The organism is Georgenia sp. H159, assembly GCF_035607575.1.
Classification (GTDB): Bacteria; Actinomycetota; Actinomycetes; order Actinomycetales; family Actinomycetaceae; genus Oceanitalea.
This window is the reverse complement of sequence record NZ_JAYDZY010000008.1, coordinates 96,066-113,326: the sequence shown is the minus strand read 5'-3', so window position 1 is coordinate 113,326 and position 17,261 is coordinate 96,066. Positions and strand designations below refer to the sequence as shown.

Below are 17,261 nucleotides of genomic sequence, written 5' to 3'. Positions count from 1 at the left end.
GACGTTGGGCTCGCGAGACGCCCCCCTCGCGCGGCTACCGGAGGTCGGCACCGATGGGTGCGCTGCTCGCGATCACGGGGGTCGGGAGCTCTGTGCCGCCGCCCAGGTAGCGGTCGACCGTGGCGGCGCACGAGCGCCCCTCGGCGATCGCCCAGACGATGAGGGACTGTCCGCGCCCGGCGTCCCCGGCGACGAACACACCGGGCACCGACGTGGCGAACGTCTCATCGTGGGTGACACGGCCGCGCGCGTCGACCTCCACCCCGAGCTGGTCGACGAGACCACCCCGCGGGACGCCCTCGAACCCGATGGCGACGAGGACGAGCTGAGCGGGGATGACCCGCTCGGTGCCCTCGACCGGGGTGGTCGACCGGTCGGGGTGGCGCACGACCTCGACCATGCGCAGGTGACTCACCGTCCCGGGACCGGTGGAGCCATCGCTGAGGAACTCCAGCGTCGCGGTGCCGAAGACCCGCTCACCGCCCTCCTCGTGGGAGGTCGAGACCGTGAAGACCCGCGGGTCCATCGGCCACGGCTCCCCGGGGGCACGCTCGTCCCCCCTCCGGACGTTGATGTCGATCTGCGTGACCGACCGGGCCCCCTGCCGCTTGGCGGTGCCGAAGCAGTCCGAGCCGGTGTCTCCACCGCCGATGATGACGACGTCCTTGCCGGTCGCGACGACCTGGTCGGCCACGTCCTCGCCCGCGACCACCCGGTTGGCCTGGACGAGGTAGTCCATCGCGACGTGGACCCCGTCGAGCTCACGGCCGGGCACGGGCACCTCGCGGGGCACGGTGGCCCCGAGCGCGAGGACGACGGCGTCGTACCGCTCCCGCAGCTCCTCACCGGTGATGTCGGTACCGACGTCGACCCCGGGACGGAAGACGGTGCCTTCCGCCTCCATCTGCGCGACCCGCCGCTCGACCTGCACCTTCTCCATCTTGAAGTCGGGGATGCCGTAGGTGAGCAGGCCGCCGATGCGGTCGTCGCGCTCGAGGACCGCGACGGTGTGCCCGGCGCGGGTGAGCTGCTGGGCGGCCGCGAGCCCGGCGGGACCGGACCCGACGACCGCGACCGTCCGGCCCGTCTGCCGGTCCGGCACCTGGGGCGTGACCAGCCCCTGGTCCCAGGCGTTGTCAGCGATCGACTGCTCGATGTTCTTGATCGTCACCGCCGGCTGGTTGATGCCCAGGACGCACGCGCTCTCGCAGGGCGCCGGGCACAGCCGGCCGGTCCACTCCGGGAAGTTGTTCGTCGCGTGGAGCCGGCCGATCGCCGCCTCCCAGTCCTCACGCCGGGTGAGCTCGTTCCACTCCGGGATGAGGTTGCCGAGGGGGCACCCGGCGTGGCAGAACGGCACGCCACAGTCCATGCAGCGGGTCGCCTGCCGGGTCAGCGCTGCCGCGTCCTCCTGCCGGCGTGTGTACACCTCGGAGAAGTCGAGGATCCGCACGGGCACGGGGCGGCGGGCGGGCAGTTCGCGTTCGCGGTAGGTGAGGAAGCCACGAGGGTCAGCCATTGGATGCCTCCAGGATGGTGCTCCACACGTCCGGGGAACCGGCGTCCAGCCCTTCCTGGGCCGCGTCGGCGAGGGCTGCGGAGACGGCCGCGAAGCGGCGGGGCAGGACCTTGGTGAATCGGGCGCACGCGGCGTCCGGGTCGGCGAGGAGCTCCTCGGCGACACGCGAGCCGGTGTGCTCGAGGTGGCGGCGCAGGAGGTCCAGGACGATGGACCGGTCCTCGGCGTCGAGAGCGTCGAGCAGCAGCTCGCCGTCCGCCAGCGCCGGTGCGTTGACCCGGCCGCGATCGAGGTCGAGGACGTAGGCGGTGCCCCCGGACATGCCGGCACCCAGGTTGCGCCCGGTCGGGCCCGCGATGAGCACGGTCCCGCCCGTCATGTACTCGAGCGCGTGGTCGCCCACACCCTCCACGACGGCGCTGGCACCGGAGTTCCGCACGCAGAACCGCTCCCCGACGCGCCCGGAGAGGAACAGCTCCCCGGACGTCGCGCCGTAGCCGATGACGTTGCCCGCGATGGTGTTGTCGGCCGCGACCAGCCGCGACTCCGCCTCGGGCCGCACGATGATGCGTCCGCCGCTCAGCGACTTGCCGACGTAGTCGTTCGCGTCCCCGAGCAGGCGCAGCGTGATGCCCGCCGGGAGCACGGCCCCGAGGGACTGACCTGCGGTGCCGCGCAGCGTGATGTCGATCGTCCCGTCGGGCAGTCCCGCGGCGCCGTAGCGCTTGGTGAGCTCGTGGCCCAGCCGGGTGCCGACGGTGCGGTTGACGTTGCGGACGGGCAGGTCGAGGCGCACGGGGACACCGTCGTCGAGGGCGGCGCGCGCTTGCTCGATGAGCGTGACGTCGAGCCCGGCCTCCAGCCCGTGGTCCTGGGCGCGGATGCACCGGCGGGCGGTCCCCGGGGCGGGGTCGATGCTCGCGAGGACCGGGCTGAGGTCGAGCCCCGCCGTCTTCCAGTGGCCCACGGCCGCATCGGTGTCGAGCAGGTCGACCCGCCCCACCGCCTCGTCGAGCGAGCGCAGCCCGAGGGCGGCGAGCAGCTCACGCACCTCCTGCGCGATGAACTCGAAGAAGGCGACGACGTGCTCGGCCTTGCCGGTGAACCGCTCCCGCAGCTCGGGGTTCTGGGTGGCGATGCCGACGGGGCACGTGTCCAGGTGGCACACGCGCATCATGATGCAGCCCGCGACGACCAGCGGCGCGGTGGCGAAGCCGTACTCCTCCGCCCCGAGGAGCGCCGCGATGACGACGTCGCGCCCGGTCTTGAGCTGGCCGTCGGTCTGCACGACGATGCGGTCCCGCAGCCCGTTGAGGATGAGGGTCTGCTGCGTCTCGGCCAGCCCGAGCTCCCACGGACCGCCCGCGTGCTTGAGGGAGGTCAGCGGACTGGCGCCGGTCCCGCCGTCGTGCCCCGAGACGAGGACGACGTCGGCGTGCGCCTTGGCCACGCCCGCCGCGACCGTGCCGATGCCCGCCTCGCTCACCAGCTTGACGTGCACCCGCGCGCTCGGGTTGGCGTTCTTCAGGTCGTGGATGAGCTGGGCGAGGTCCTCGATGGAGTAGATGTCGTGGTGGGGTGGCGGGGAGATCAGCCCGACGCCGGGCGTGGAGTGCCGGGTCCCGGCGACCCACGGGTAGACCTTGGGTCCGGGCAGCTGCCCGCCCTCCCCCGGCTTGGCGCCCTGGGCCACCTTGATCTGGATGTCGTCGGCGCTGGTGAGGTAGTCGGCGGTGACGCCGAACCGTCCGGACGCCACCTGCTTGACGGCGGAGCGCCGGAGCGGGTCGTGCAGGCGGTCGGTGTCCTCACCGCCCTCCCCGCTGTTGGACCGCGCGCCGAGGGTGTTCATCGCGATCGCCAGCGTCTCGTGCGCCTCGGCCGAGATGGAGCCGTAGGACATCGCACCGGTCGAGAACCGCTTGACGATCTCGCTCACCGGCTCGACCTCGTCGATCGGGACGGGTGGCCGCTCCCGCAGCCGGAAGAGGCCGCGCAGGGTCATCAGCCGCTCGGCCTGCTCGTCCACCCGGCGGGTGTAGTCACGGAAGACGTCCATCTTGCGCGTGCGGGTGGCGTGCTGCAGCCGGAAGATCGTCTCCGGGTCGAAGAGGTGCGGCTCGCCCTCACGCCGCCACTGGTACTCACCGCCGACGTCGAGGCTGCGGTGGGCCGGGGAGATGCCCGACGGCGGGTAGGCGGTCGCGTGCCGCGCCGCCACCTCGGCCGCCAGGACGTCCAGGCCGACGCCGTCGAGCGGGGCGGGGGTGCCGGTGAAGTAGCGGGCGACGAGCTCGCGGGACAACCCGAGGGACTCGAAGACCTGGGCACCCCGGTAGGAGGACACCGTGGAGATGCCCATCTTGCTCATCACCTTGAGCACGCCCTTGCCGAGGGCCCGGATGACGTTGGAGACGGCCTGGTCCGCGCTCAGCCCGCTGATCGCACCGGTGTGGACGAGCTCCTCCGCGCTCTCCATGGCGAGGTAGGGGTTGACGGCCGCCGCCCCGTACCCGACGAGGAGCGCGACGTGGTGGACCTCGCGCACGTCACCGGCCTCGACGAGGAGACTGACCTTGGTGCGGGTCCGGTGGCGCAGCGTGTGGTGGTGGACGGCCGCCGTGAGCAGCAGCGACGGGATGGGAGCCAGGGCCGCGGTCGAGTGACGGTCGGAGAGCACGATGAAGCTCACGCCGTCCTCGATCGCGGCGTCGACCTCGGCGAAGATCTCCTCCAGCCGCTGCTCGAGCGCCGCGCCCCCGCCCGCGACGGGGTAGAGCCCGGAGACGACGACAGACCGCAGCCCCCGGCCGGCCCGCGCGGTCCCCACGTTGGCGATCTTGGCGAGCTGGTCGTTGTCGATCGTGGGGAAGGGCAGCACGAGCTTGCGCACGTGCTCGGGGAGGTCGGCGAGCAGGTTCGGCTCGGGCCCGATCGCACCGCTGAGGGAGGTGACGAGCTCCTCCCGGATCGCGTCCAGCGGCGGGTTGGTCACCTGGGCGAACTGCTGGGCGAAGTAGTCGAACAGCATCCGCGGACGGCTGGAGAGCACGGCGACGGGGGTGTCGGTGCCCATCGACCCGAGCGCCTCGGCGCCGGTCTGCGCCATCGGGGCGAGCACGATGCGCAGCTCCTCCTCGCTGTAGCCGAAGACCTGCTGGCGGCGCACGACGGAGGAGCGGGAGTGCAGCACGTGCTCGCGGTCGGGCAGGTCGGCGAGGTGGAGCGTGTGCTCGGCGATCCAGTCGGCGTACGGGCGGGCGGCGGCGAGCTCGGTCTTGAGCGCGTCGTCGTCGACGATCTCCCCTGCTGCCGTGTCGACGAGGAACATGCGGCCGGGCTCCAGCCGACCCTTGCGGGTGACCGTGGCCGGGTCGATGTCGAGCACGCCCGACTCCGAGGCGAGGACGACGAGGCCGTCGTCGGTCACCCAGTAGCGCGCGGGGCGCAGCCCGTTGCGGTCCAGCACCGCACCGATGAGCGTGCCGTCGGTGAAGGTCATCGCCGCCGGGCCGTCCCACGGCTCCATGATCGCCGCGTGGTACTCGAAGAAGGCGCGCCGCGCCTCGTCCATCTCGGCATGGTTCTGCCAAGCCTCGGGGATCATCATGAGCACCGCGTGCGGCAGCGGCCGCCCCGCGAGGTGGAGCAGCTCCAGCACCTCGTCGAAGGACGCGGAGTCACTGGCCCCGGGCGGGCAGACTGGCAGCAGCGGCTCGAGGTCCCCGAGCAGCTCGGAGGAGGCGACACCCTCGCGGGCGCCCATCCAGTTGCGGTTGCCGCGCACGGTGTTGATCTCACCGTTGTGCGCGACCATCCGGAACGGCTGGGCCAGCGGCCACGAGGGGAAGGTGTTGGTCGAGAAGCGCGAGTGGACCAGCGCGAGGGTGCTCACCAGCCGCGGGTCCGTGAGGTCGGGGAAGAAGGGCGCGAGCTGCGCCGTGGTCAGCATCCCCTTGTAGACCAGGGTGCGCGCGGACAGCGACGCGAAGTAGACCCCCAGCTCGTGCTCGGCGCGCTTGCGCAGCCGGTAGGCGAGGCGGTCCAGCGCCACGCCCTCCCGCTGCCCCTCGGCGTCGGCGACGACCAGGTGGCGGAAGGCCGGCATGGCCGCGCGGGCCATCGGTCCGACGAGGTGCTCGTCGACGGGGACCTCGCGCCAGCCCAGCACGCGCAGGCCCTCCTCGTCGGCGATGCGCTCGACGGCCGCGACGGCGGCAGCACGCTCGACCGAGGCGCCGTTCCCCCCGGGGAGGAAGGCCAGCCCCACGGCGTAGTGCCCCGGCTCGGGCAGCGCGAAGCCCACCTCCGCGCGCAGGAAGGCGTCGGGGACCTGGACGAGGATGCCGGCGCCGTCGCCGGTGTCCTTCTCCGCGCCCACCGCGCCCCGGTGGTCGAGGTTCTCCAGGGCGGACAGGCCCGCGTCGACGATGTCCCGGCCCGGGGTCCCGCGGAGGGTGGCGACGAAGGCGACGCCGCACGCGTCGTGCTCGTGGGCGGGGTCGTAGAGTCCCCCGCGCGGCGGCGCGCCGGACTGCGGCGGTGTCCCGTGAATCGGTCCCATGTGGGTCTGCCCTTCGTCTGCACCTGTTCCTTGACTCGATGTGGGGCCTCGTTGACCCAGCGAGGGGCGACTTTACTCTCCGCTGACCCCCTGGTGGAACCTTGGAGCCCAGACTCGCCCGACGTCTTGCATCGTGGACGCGCCACCAACGCCGAGAGCCGGACTCCTGCGGGAGGAGTCCGGCTCTCGGGACGCGCGCGGGCGGGCGCGCCGGCCACGGCGTTCGCTCCTAGCTGCGACCTCCGGCCTCGAGCTCCAGGATGCGGCCGAGCAGGCCGTTGACGAAGCGGGGCGAGTCGTCGGTGGACAGCTTGGACGCCAGGGCGACCGCCTCGTCCACCGCGACGGCACCCGGGACGTCGTCGTTGAACATCAGCTCCCACACGCCGAGCCGCAGGATGGCCCGGTCGACGGCGGGCATCCGCGACAGCGTCCACTCCTGGGCGTAGGTGGTGATGAGCTCGTCGATCTCGCCGGCGTGGTCGGCCACACCCTCGACGATGTCGACGGCGTACTGCGGGAGCGCTGTCTGCGCCGCCGTGTGCTGGAGGCGCTGGGCGAGCAGCTCGCGCAGCTCGATCTCCCAGCCGGCCAGCGCGCGCTGGTCCGCCTCGTAGAGGACGTCGACCGCTCGGGTCCGCGCCTTGGTGCGGGCAGCCATCTCAGTCGTTCACGCGCCCGAGGTACTCCCCGCTGCGCGTGTCGACCTTCACCTTGGTGCCCTGCTCGAGGAACAGCGGGACCTGGATCTCATAGCCCGTCTCGACGGTGGCCGGCTTGGTTCCGGCGGAGGAGCGGTCGCCCTGGAGGCCCGGCTCGGTGTAGGTCACCTCGAGGACGACCGACGCCGGCAGGTCGACGTACAGTACCCGACCGTCGTGCGTCGCGACGGTCGCCATCTGCCCCTCGAGGAGGAAGTTCGCGGCGTCCCCGACGACGTCCTGGCTCACGGGGAGCTGGTCGTAGGTGGAGGTGTCCATGAACACGTAGTCCGTACCGTCCTGGTACAGGTACTGCATGTCCCGGCGGTCCACGGTGGCGGTCTCGACCTTGACGCCGGCGTTGAACGTCTTGTCGACCGTCTTGCCGGACAGCACGTTCTTGATCTTGGTGCGCACGAAGGCGGGACCCTTGCCCGGCTTGACGTGCTGGAACTCGACGACGGACCAGAGGTTGCCGTCGATGACGAGCACCATGCCGTTCTTCAGGTCGTTGGTGGTGGCCACGGAGATGTCCTTGCGTGTCGGGGAACGAGCGCCAGTCAGCCTAACGCGTGCAGGCCCCAGACACCCAGCACGGCACTGGCACCGGCCCACGTATAGGAGATGAGCGTGCCGATGATGAAGCGCTCCGCGGCCGGGCTGCGCTTGTCCGGGTGGCTCTCCCGCAGCTCGGGGTAGCGGCCCAGGCCCTTGATCGCGAGCACGATCGCGATGCCCTCGGGGAACCCGGCCATGATGGTGCCGGTGATCGCCGCGCGTTCGAGCATGCCGATCCAGGCACCACCGCGCAGCACTCCACGCCCGGGCGGTGCGGACTCCACCCGACGCAGCACCAGGGCGGTGACGAGGCGCCCGAGGAGGACCGAGACGACGAGCGCCCCGGCGACGACGGCCACGCCGGCCCAGGTCATGCCGCCTCCGCCGTCCGGAGCAGGCGCGCGGCGAGCGGGTGCAGCCGCACCTCCTCCTGCCACAGCGCCGTGTCCAGGCGCTGACTCACCGCCTGCGCGGTGATGCCGAGCCGGTCGGCGGCCTCCCGCTGGGTGTCGACCTGCGCCATGAGGTCGACGACCTCCCATCCCGCCGCGGTACGCCGGCGCACGACGGCGGCGAGCAGCTGGAGCAGGGACTCGGCCTCCTCGGCGGCGGCGGGGTCCGTGCCGTCGACGGCGAGGGGCACGCTGACCGCTCGGCCGCGGGCACGCTCGACGGCGGTCCGGGCGAGGACGAAGGCCTCCCCCGAGCTGGCCGGCGCCCTGTCCGCGAGGGGCTCGACGACGGGTCCGGCGCCGATCCCGACGCTCCACCCGCCGCGCCGCTGGAGCAGCAGCGCGAGGCTGACGACGGCGGCGGGGTCGGAGAGCACTCCCTGGACCTCGTCCCCGACGGTGCGCTCCATGGGCAGCACGAACGGCTCCCCTTCACGCCCCGCCCGCCACTCGCCGACGGCATCGAGGAGGTCCGGCACCGCGTCGCCGCGCCGCTGGCTCCCCTTCTGGTCGACCGTCATGACGAACATGCCGCAAGGCTAGACGCTTGATAACGAGGAATCAAGGACCTGTCCTTTCGGGGTCAGGGCTCCAACGTCGCGTACGCCTGCTCGAGGAGCGCGGGATCCGGGCCCTCCAGGCGGCCGGGCCGCGCGATGCCGTCGAGGACGACGAAGCGCAGCGTCGATCCGCGTGTCTTCTTGTCGCGTCCCATCGCCCGGAGCAGCTGCGGCCACCGGTCCTGCCGGTAGGTCGTCGGCAGTCCGAGCATGGTGAGCACCTCCCGGTGGCGGGCGACGTCGGCGGCGGGGAGCCGTCCAGCCGCCCGGGCGAGCTCGGCGGCGAAGACCATCCCGACGGCGACGGCGTGGCCGTGCCTCCACCGGAAGTCCTCGCTCAGCTCGATGGCGTGGGCCAGCGTGTGCCCGTAGTTGAGGAACTCCCGGCGGCCCGCCTCACGCAGATCGCTCGAGACGACGTCGGCCTTGACCTCGATCGCACGCCGGACCAGCTCGGCGAGCACCGACGACCCGTGGTCGCGCGCGGCGGCTCCGCCGTCGGCCTCGACGAGCTCCAGGATCCGGGGGTCGGCGATGAACCCGCACTTGACGACCTCGGCGAGGCCCGCGGCGTGGTCGTCGGGCGGCAGCGTGGCGAGGGTGTCGAGGTCGCAGATCACCGCGCGCGGTGAGTGGAAGGCGCCGACGAGGTTCTTGCCCTCGCCCGTGTTGATGGCGGCCTTGCCGCCCACGGCGGCGTCGACCATGCCCAGGAGGGTGGTCGGCACGTGGACCACGCCCACGCCGCGCAGCCAGGTGGCCGCGACGAACCCGGCGAGGTCGGTCGCCGCCCCACCGCCCAGCCCCACGACGAGGTCCTGACGGGTGAAGGCGGCCCGGCCGAGACGCGCCCACAGGTCAGCGAGCACGGCGGACGTCTTGGCGGCCTCACCGTCCGGGACGACCGCGGTGAGGACCTCGTGGCCGGCGGCGGACAGGGCCCGCTCCAGCAGGGTCGCCCGCTCGACGAGCGGCGGCTGGTGGACGAGCAGCACGCGCCGCGGCTCTGCGCCGACCGCGGCGGCCGTGGCGTCCTCCAGGCCGCGCCCGACCAGCACCTCGTAGTCGCGCTCCGCCCGCACGGCGATCCTGGCCTCGATCACGCCCCCTCCCGGGGCAGCAGCTCGCCGCGCTCGAGCGCCTCGGCGATGAGGGTGGCCACCCGCGGCACGGGTTCGGTGTCGGTGCTGACGACCAGGCCCGCGACCTCCTCGTACAGCGGCCGACGGGCCTCCATGAGGGACATCCAGCGGCGCCGCGGGCTGTCGACGAGGAGCGGACGCGCGCCGGACAGCCCCACGCGCGGGAGCGCCTTGGCCATCGACACGTCGAGGTAGGCCACGGGGACCGCGCGCAGCGCCGTCCGGGTCGCGGGATGCTCCACCGCTCCCCCACCGAGCGCGACGACGCCGTCGTGCTCCGCGAGGGCGCGCAGCACGGCCTCGTGCTCACGCACCCGGAAGTGCGCCTCGCCGTCCTCGATGAAGATGTCGCTGATCGTGCGGCCCTCGAGGCGCTCGACGTCCTCGTCGGTGTCCCGCAGGGTGACCCCGAGCATGCGGGCGAGCTCGTGCCCCACGGTGGTCTTGCCCGCGCCGGGCGGGCCGACGAGCACCACGCGGGCACGCGGGACGGTGGGCTCGCTCATCGCATGGCCGCCGGGATGGAGTCGAGGTAGGCGGCGAGGTTGCGGGCGCACTCGGCGACCGAGTCACCGCCCGTCTTCTCGAGCAGCGCCTCCGCGACGACCAGCGCGACCATCGCCTCGACGATGACGGCGGCCGGCGCGGCCGCGCACACGTCGGACCGCTGGTGGATGGCGGTGGCGGGCTCGCCGGTGGCGACGTCGATGGTCTGCAGCGCCCGGGGAACGGTGGAGATCGGCTTGAGGGCCGCGCGCACCCGCAGCACCTCACCGTTGCTCATGCCGCCCTCGACACCGCCGGCACGGTTGGTGGTGCGACGCACGCCGTCGTCGCCGTGGACGATCTCGTCGTGCGCGGCCGAGCCCCGCCGACGGGCGGTGCGGAAGCCGTCACCGATCTCCACGCCCTTGATCGCCTGGATGCCCATGACTGCGCCGGCGAGGCGGGAGTCGAGCTTGCGGTCGCCGTGCACGAAGGACCCGAGCCCGGGTGGCAGGCCGTAGGCGAGGACCTCGACGACGCCGCCGAGCGTGTCCCCGTCCTTGCGGCAGGCGTCGATCTCGGCGACCATCGCGGCCGACGTGGCCGGGTCGAAGCAGCGGATCGGGTCGGCGTCGAGGAACGCGACGTCGTCCGGGCCGGGCGAGGGAGCGTCGTCGGGCACCTCGACCGTGCCCACGGACACGACGTGCGAGACGAGCCGCACGCCGGCGACCTGCTCGAGGACTGCCGCGGCGACGGCCCCGAGCGCGACGCGCGTGGCCGTCTCGCGGGCGCTGGCCCGTTCGAGCACGGGGCGAGCGTCCTCGAGCGCGTACTTGGTCATGCCGACGAGGTCGGCGTGGCCGGGACGCGGGCGCGTCAGCGGCTTGTTGCGGGCGACCTCGCGCTGGTCACCGGTGCCGGCGTCGACGTCCAGGGCCGTCGGGTCGACCGGGTCGGGCGACATGACGGTCTGCCACTTGGGCCACTCGGAGTTCCCGATCTCGATGGCCACCGGACCGCCCATCGTGCGCCCGTGGCGCACGCCGCCGAGCAGCCGCACCTCGTCCTGCTCGAACTTCATGCGCGCACCTCGGCCGTGGCCCAGGCGACGCCGCGCGAGCACGGCGCGCACGTCCTCGGTAGTGAGCGCCACCCCGGCCGGAACGCCCTCGATGACCCCGACGAGGGCCTCGCCGTGCGACTCCCCTGCTGTCAACCAACGCATGCCTGGCATCCTGCCACGGCTCACCGACGTCACTGCCGGCACGTCCGGCAGGCGGCGCGGCGAGCACCGGCCGGGTCCCCCGCCTCGCCGCCCCGTCTCCCGGCGGTGGGCACCAGGGGCACCGGCGGTGGGCGGGGTGAGGCGCGCTCAGGCGCCGAGCACGGGGCCGGCCCGGACGGCGACGACGCCGGCGACCGCGGCGCCGAGGAGCAGCCACGGCCCGAACGCGATCGCCGTCGTCCGGCTCGCCCTGCCGACGGCCATGAGGAGGACCCCGGCGAGACCGCCGAGCACGAATCCCGCCAGCACGCCGAGAAGCACAGCCTCCCAGCCGAGCCACCCCAGCCACAGGCCGAGCAGCGCCCCGAGCTTGACGTCGCCCATCCCGAGCCCCGTCGGCCGCAGCAGCGCGAGCACGAGGTAGCCGAGGCCGCAGCCGACCGCCGCCACCGCGGCACGCACGAGGTCGGGCCACGCCCCGGTCACCAGGGCCGCGACCACGAGCAGGACGCTCAGCGCGCCGGCGGTCGGCGCGAGCAGGGCGTTCGGCAGGCGGTGCGTGGCGAGGTCCTCGGCGGCGAGGAGCACGCCCACGACGGCGAGCAGGACCGCCGCGGGCAGGTCCGGCCGCCACCCGTGCAGCGCGACGGTGAGGACCGCGGCCACCACGCACGCGGCACCGACGACCCGCGGCGTCCGCCACCGGGGCCGACCCGGCGCGCCGGCCCGGCCGTCCGAGGACTCCTCAGCCGCCACGGCGGGCGAGTGCGCCGGTCAGCGCCGTGCGCATCGCCTCGACCGGGGCGGGTCGGCCCGTCATCAGCCGCACCTGCTCGGCGGCCTGGTGGAGCAGCATCGCCCAGCCCGGTGCCACCGTCCCGCCGTCCGCCTCGAAGCCGGCGGCGAGCCTGCTCGGCCAGGGGTCGTACGCGACGTCGAGCAGCACCCGGCCCGGGCGCGTTCCGCCCGCGGTGGCCGCGAGGTGGTCCCCGAGCTCGTCCCCCGCGTGGGCGGGCAGGGTGGAGACGACGACGTCGACTCCCCGGACCGCCTCGGCCGCCTGCTCGAGCGAGGTCCACCGGCGCAGCGTCACGTGCACGCCCATCCGGTGGGCGGCACGCTGCAGCGCCCCCGCGCGGGCCGGGTTGCGCACGAGCACGAGGGACTCGGTGATGCCGAGCTCCGCCAGCGCGGCGAGCGTGGACGCGGCGGTGGCGCCGCCCCCGAGCACCACCGCGCCCCGCGGCCGCCACCCGGCGCGGCCGGACGCCTCACGCAGGGCGGCGACGACGCCGTGGACGTCGGTGTTGGCCCCGACGAGCAGCCCGCGACCGGGGCCCGGCTGGACGATCACCGTGTTGACGGCGCCGACGACCTGCGCGAGCGGCTCCACGACGTCGACCACCTCGAGGGCGACGTGCTTGAGCGGCATCGTCAGCGACAGCCCGGCCCACTCGCCGTCGAGGGCGGCGACCACGGCGGCGAGCTGCCCGTCGTCGACCTCGGCGACGCCGTAGACCCAGTCCAGTCCCAGGGCCGCGTAGGCGGCACGGTGGAGCACCGGCGACAGCGAGTGCGCCACCGGCTTGCCGAGCACGGCGGCACGGCGCGCCCCCGCCGGCAAGGCCGGTCGCTGCTCGTACGTGGGCAGCGCGGGACCACCGAGGGCACCACGGTCCACGCTCAGTCCTCGTCGGTCGGGTTCGTCGCCAGCCACTCGCGGAAGAGCTCCTGGTTGCGCAGGTGCTCGGAGTAGTCACCGGTGAAGCGGGTCTCGCCGGTGTCGAGGTTGACGGTGACGAAGTAGCACCAGTCGCCCTCGGGCGGGTCGAGCACCGCCTCGATGGCCGCGACGCCGGGGGCGCCGATCGGAGTCGGCGGCAGTCCCGGGTGGATGCGCGTGTTGTACGGGTTGTCCGCGTTGTCCAGCTCCGAACGCTCCGGGACACCGCCGGACCGACCGATGCCGTAGTTGATCGTCGAGTCCATTCCGATGAGTCCGTCGCCGCTGCAGTTCTGCAGCCGGTTCTCCAGCACGCGGGCGACCTTGCCGCGGTCCTCCTCCCGGTTGACCTCGTGCTCGATGATCGAGGCCCGGGTGAGCACCTCGTGCTGCCGTTCCGCAGGGACGCCGAGCGACTCGAGGGTGCTCTTGGTCTGGTCGACCATCGCGCTGAGGATCTGGGTGGCGTCGGCGTCGGGCTCCAGGATGTAGGTCGAGGCCGCGAACCAGCCCTCGGGGTTCTCGGCGGCGTGGGCGGGCAGCCCGATGGCCTCGCGGTCCGCGGCTGCCGCCTCGACCTCCTCGAGGGGGATCTGGGCGACGCTGGAGATCCGCTCGAAGATCTGGCTGGCACGCCAACCCTCGGGCACGGTGATCCGGAGCTCGGACTTGTTCGCGGGGTTGAGGAGCGCGTTGACCGCGTCCTCCGCACGCATCTCCGCCATGAGCTCGTAGGTCCCCGGCTGGATCTGCGCCGCGGCGGGGTTCGCGCTGAACGCCTCGACGAAGGCCTGCTGGGAGGCCACGACCCCGGCGTCGACCAGGGTGTCCGCCATGGCGGCGCCGGTGGCGCCCTCCTCGATGACGACGGAGACGCTGCCGCTTCCCGGACCCGCGAAGTCGTCGGCCTGAGGGGTCTCGCGGTCGTCGAAGAGGGGACGGATGAGGAGGAACGCGCCGACACCGAGGCCGACGACGAAGAGCAGGCTGAGCACGACGGCGACGGCGGTACGGCGCCGACGGCGACGGCGTCGCTCCACCCGGTCACGGCGAGCAGCGCGCCGCTCGTGCTCCGTGCCCGGCTGAGGCTCGTCGGCCAGCAGTGCCTGGTCGAAGAGGTCGCTCACGACTGGGCCTCCAATTCGTGGTCGACGAGCTCCCCCGCCGGTTGACCGGTCCGGCGCTCCTGGTCCAGTGCCGCCTGCAGAATCATCACTGCGGCGACCTGGTCGACTACCGACCGGTGACGACGTCCCGGGCGGCCGGACCGATGCAGCGCCTGGTGGGCGCTGACCGTCGTGAGCCGCTCGTCGACGAGCCGGACGGGCACGGGGACACACTCCCGTGCCAGCACCTGAGCGTACTCGCGCGCGGTGGCGGCGGCCTGCCCTTCGGCACCAGACAGCTGGCGGGGCAGGCCGACGACGACTCCGACCGGTTCCAGCTCACGCACGATCTCCAGGATACGCCGCAGCTGCACGGGGCGGTCGCCGCTCACCGTCTCGACGGGCGTCGCGAGCAGGCCGTCGAGGTCGCTGCGCGCCACCCCCACCCGGACGGCCCCGACGTCGAGGCCGATGCGGACGCCGCGGGAGAAGGCCGGGGCGGGGTCGCTCATCGACCGACCACAGCCTGGACGTCGTCGACGACCGCCTCCAGCGCCGTGGGCACCGCGGCCGGGTCGGTGCCGCCGCCCTGCGCGACGTCGTCCTTGCCGCCGCCGCCACCGCTGAGGCGGCCGGCGGCCGTGCGGACCAGCTGCCCGGCCCGCAGCCCCAGGTCGCGGGCGCCGGGGTTGGTCGCGATGACGACGGAGGGTCGCCCGTTGCTCGTGCCGGCGACGGCGACGACCGTGGGACGTGCGTCACCGAGGCGGCCGCGGACGTCCAGGGCGAGTGTGCGGAGGTCGTCGCCCCCGGCCACCTCACCGGCGTCGTGGACGACGACGCTGGTGCCGCCGACGTCGCGCGCCGAGTCCGCGACCTGGCGTGCGCCACCGAGCAGCTGCTGGCGCCGCAGTGCCGCCAGCTCCTTCTCGGCGGCCTTGAGCCGGCTCATGAGACCGGAGATCCGCTCCGGCAGCTCCTCGGGACGACCGCCGAGGATGCTGGTGACCTGGCCGACGAGCGCGTGCTCGCGGGCCTGGTAGCCGTAGGCACCGGCCCCGACGAGGGCGTCGACCCGGCGCACTCCCGAGCCGATCGAGGACTCCCCGAGGAGCGTGATGCGCCCGATGTTGCCGGTGCGCACCACGTGCGTGCCCGCGCACAGCTCACGGGACCAGTCCCCACCGATCGACACGACCCTGACACGCGAGCCGTACTTCTCACCGAACAGCGCCATGGCGCCCGAGGCCTTGGCGTCCTCGAGGTCCATGACCGCGTCGGTCACCTCGAGGTCCTCGGTGAGCAGCGTGTTGACACGCTCCTCGATCTCGCCGAGCGCCGTCGTGGGCACCTGCGCGCCGTGCCGGAAGTCGAGCCGGAGGCGGGAGGGTGCGTTCTCCGAGCCGGCCTGGGTGGCCTGCTCGCCGAGGGTCTCGTGCAGGGCCTTGTGCACCATGTGCGTGGCGCTGTGGGCACGGGCGATCGCCGTGCGACGGGCGGTGTCGATCATCGCGACGCCGGTCTCGTCCACGGCGACCGTGCCCTCGGTGACGCGGCCGCGGTGAACGATGAGGCCCTTGACCGGGGCCTGGACGTCGTCGACGGTGATGATGCCGCCGCCCTGGAGGTTGATGGTGCCCTGGTCGGCGAGCTGGCCGCCGGCCTCGGCGTAGAACGGGGTGCGGTCCAGGACGACCTCCACCTCGGCGGGTGCGGTCGCGGCCGGCACGGGCCGCCCGTCGACGAGCAGTCCGACGACGGTCGCCTCGGACGTCGCGTCGGAGTAGCCGAGGAACAGGGTGCTGCCACCGAGCCTGGACTGCAGCTCGCGGTAGTGCTCCGGGTCGACGTGGCCGGTCTTCTTGGCCAGCGCGTCGGCGCGCGCCCGCTCGCGCTGCTCGGCCATGAGGTCGCGGAACCCCTGCTCGTCGACGCTCACGCCCTGCTCCGCGGCCATCTCCAGGGTGAGGTCGATGGGGAAGCCGTAGGTGTCGTGGAGGGCGAAGGCGTCGGTGCCCGCGAGCTGCGGGCGACCGCCGTCGGCGCCCTGCTTGGCTCGGTTCACCGCGGTGTCGAGGATCGTCGTGCCGGCGGTCAGGGTGCGCCGGAAGGCGTCCTCCTCCCCGTAGGCGACGTCGCTGATGACCTGGAAGCCCTGCTCGAGCTCGGGGTAGGACTGCGCCATGGCGTCCTTGGCGACCGGGAGCAGGTGCGGCAGCGCCGGCTCGTCCACGCCGAGCAGACGCACCGAGCGCACGGCCCGGCGGATCAGCCGGCGCAGGACGTAGCCGCGTCCGTCGTTGCCCGGCCGCACGCCGTCGCCGATGAGCATGAGCGAGGAGCGGACGTGGTCGGCGATCACCCTCATGCGCACGTCGTCGTCGCCGTCGGCGCCGTAGCGGCGCCCGGTCAGCTCCTGGGTCGTGGCGATGAGGGGGAAGACCTCGTCGATCTCGTACATGTTGCTCTTGCCCTGGAGCAGGTAGGCGATGCGCTCCAGACCGGCGCCGGTGTCGATGCTCTTCTGGTCGAGCTCGCGGATCAGCGGGTAGTCCTTGCCGGTGCCCTCGCCGCGCAGGAACTGGTCGAAGACGAGGTTCCAGATCTCCAGGTAGCGGTCACCACCGGGGTCGACGGTCCCACCGACCGCCTCGGGACCGAACTCCGGGCCGCGGTCGTAGTGGAACTCGGCGCACGGCCCGGCCGGGCCGGGGCGGCCGGTGTCCCAGAAGTTCTCCTCCCGCGGCAGCCGCACGATGTGCCGCTCGTCGACACCCACCCGCACGAGCGCGTCGCGGGCCTCGGCGTCCTGGTCCCAGATGGTCACCCAGAGCCGGTCGCCCTCCAGCCCGTACCCACCGTCGGCCTGGGAGGTGGTGAGGAGGTCCCAGGCGTAGGTGATCGCCCCCTCCTTGAAGTAGTCGCCGAAGGAGAAGTTGCCGTTCATCTGGAAGAACGTGCCGTGCCGGGTGGTCCGGCCGACGTTCTCGATGTCGTTGGTCCGCAGGCACTTCTGCACGGACGCGACACGCGGCCAGGGCGCCTCCTGCGTGCCGACGATGTAGGGGATGAACGGCACCATCCCGGCGATCGTGAAGAGGATCGACGGGTCCGGGGACACGAGCGGGACGCTCTGGGCGATGTGGTGATCCTGCTTGGCGAAGTAGTCCAGCCAGCGGGTGCGGATCTCGGCGGTGCGCATGGAACCTCGTGGGAAGTGAC

At 73.3% G+C, this 17,261-nt stretch carries 14 protein-coding genes; all 14 read right to left on the bottom strand.

Annotation, left to right across the window (positions count from 1 at the left end; genetic code table 11):
• Positions 1–34: 34 nt before the first annotated feature.
• Entirely contained in the window at positions 35–1,519 is a 1,485-nt protein-coding gene (locus VR894_RS12885; protein ID WP_324652126.1) for a glutamate synthase subunit beta, read from the bottom strand.
• Complete coding sequence (gltB, locus tag VR894_RS12880; RefSeq protein WP_324652124.1) at positions 1,512–6,083, bottom strand: glutamate synthase large subunit; 4,572 nt, start codon at positions 6,081–6,083, stop codon at positions 1,512–1,514. The genes VR894_RS12885 and gltB overlap by 8 nt, the downstream gene beginning before the upstream one ends.
• 229 nt (positions 6,084–6,312) lie before the next feature.
• Positions 6,313–6,744: a transcription antitermination factor NusB gene (gene nusB, locus VR894_RS12875; RefSeq protein ID WP_324652123.1), complete on the bottom strand. Its 432-nt coding sequence runs from the start codon at positions 6,742–6,744 to the stop codon at positions 6,313–6,315.
• 1 nt (position 6,745) lies between these two features.
• Positions 6,746–7,309 (bottom strand): elongation factor P, encoded by a 564-nt coding sequence (gene efp, locus VR894_RS12870; RefSeq protein ID WP_324652121.1) that lies wholly within the window; start codon positions 7,307–7,309, stop codon positions 6,746–6,748.
• A gap of 35 nt (positions 7,310–7,344) precedes the next feature.
• Complete coding sequence (locus tag VR894_RS12865; protein WP_324652119.1) at positions 7,345–7,716, bottom strand: hypothetical protein; 372 nt, start codon at positions 7,714–7,716, stop codon at positions 7,345–7,347.
• Entirely contained in the window at positions 7,713–8,324 is a 612-nt protein-coding gene (locus tag VR894_RS12860; RefSeq protein ID WP_324652117.1) for a hypothetical protein, read from the bottom strand. The genes VR894_RS12865 and VR894_RS12860 overlap by 4 nt, the downstream gene beginning before the upstream one ends.
• A 53-nt stretch (positions 8,325–8,377) precedes the next feature.
• On the bottom strand, positions 8,378–9,457 hold the full coding sequence (aroB, locus tag VR894_RS12855; protein ID WP_324652115.1) for a 3-dehydroquinate synthase: 1,080 nt from the start codon (positions 9,455–9,457) through the stop codon (positions 8,378–8,380).
• The gene (locus VR894_RS12850; protein WP_324652113.1) at positions 9,454–10,002 is read right to left on the bottom strand and encodes a shikimate kinase; all 549 of its coding nucleotides are present in this window, start codon (positions 10,000–10,002) and stop codon (positions 9,454–9,456) included. Before VR894_RS12850 ends, aroB begins: the two co-directional genes overlap by 4 nt.
• Positions 9,999–11,210 carry a chorismate synthase gene (gene aroC / locus VR894_RS12845; protein ID WP_324652111.1) on the bottom strand — a complete coding sequence of 404 codons (1,212 nt, stop codon included), beginning with the start codon at positions 11,208–11,210 and terminating at the stop codon, positions 9,999–10,001. Before aroC ends, VR894_RS12850 begins: the two co-directional genes overlap by 4 nt.
• A 147-nt stretch (positions 11,211–11,357) precedes the next feature.
• Positions 11,358–11,966, bottom strand: coding sequence for an A24 family peptidase (locus VR894_RS12840; RefSeq protein WP_324652109.1), 609 nt, complete (start codon positions 11,964–11,966; stop codon positions 11,358–11,360).
• Positions 11,956–12,891, bottom strand: coding sequence for a shikimate dehydrogenase (locus VR894_RS12835; protein WP_416380836.1), 936 nt, complete (start codon positions 12,889–12,891; stop codon positions 11,956–11,958). The genes VR894_RS12840 and VR894_RS12835 overlap by 11 nt, the downstream gene beginning before the upstream one ends.
• 2 nt (positions 12,892–12,893) lie before the next feature.
• Complete coding sequence (gene mltG, locus VR894_RS12830) at positions 12,894–14,060, bottom strand: endolytic transglycosylase MltG (RefSeq protein ID WP_324652107.1); 1,167 nt, start codon at positions 14,058–14,060, stop codon at positions 12,894–12,896.
• Complete coding sequence (gene ruvX / locus VR894_RS12825; RefSeq protein ID WP_324652105.1) at positions 14,057–14,551, bottom strand: Holliday junction resolvase RuvX; 495 nt, start codon at positions 14,549–14,551, stop codon at positions 14,057–14,059. Before ruvX ends, mltG begins: the two co-directional genes overlap by 4 nt.
• Positions 14,548–17,241 carry an alanine--tRNA ligase gene (gene alaS, locus VR894_RS12820; RefSeq protein WP_324652103.1) on the bottom strand — a complete coding sequence of 898 codons (2,694 nt, stop codon included), beginning with the start codon at positions 17,239–17,241 and terminating at the stop codon, positions 14,548–14,550. The genes ruvX and alaS overlap by 4 nt, the downstream gene beginning before the upstream one ends.
• Positions 17,242–17,261: the final 20 nt, after the last annotated feature.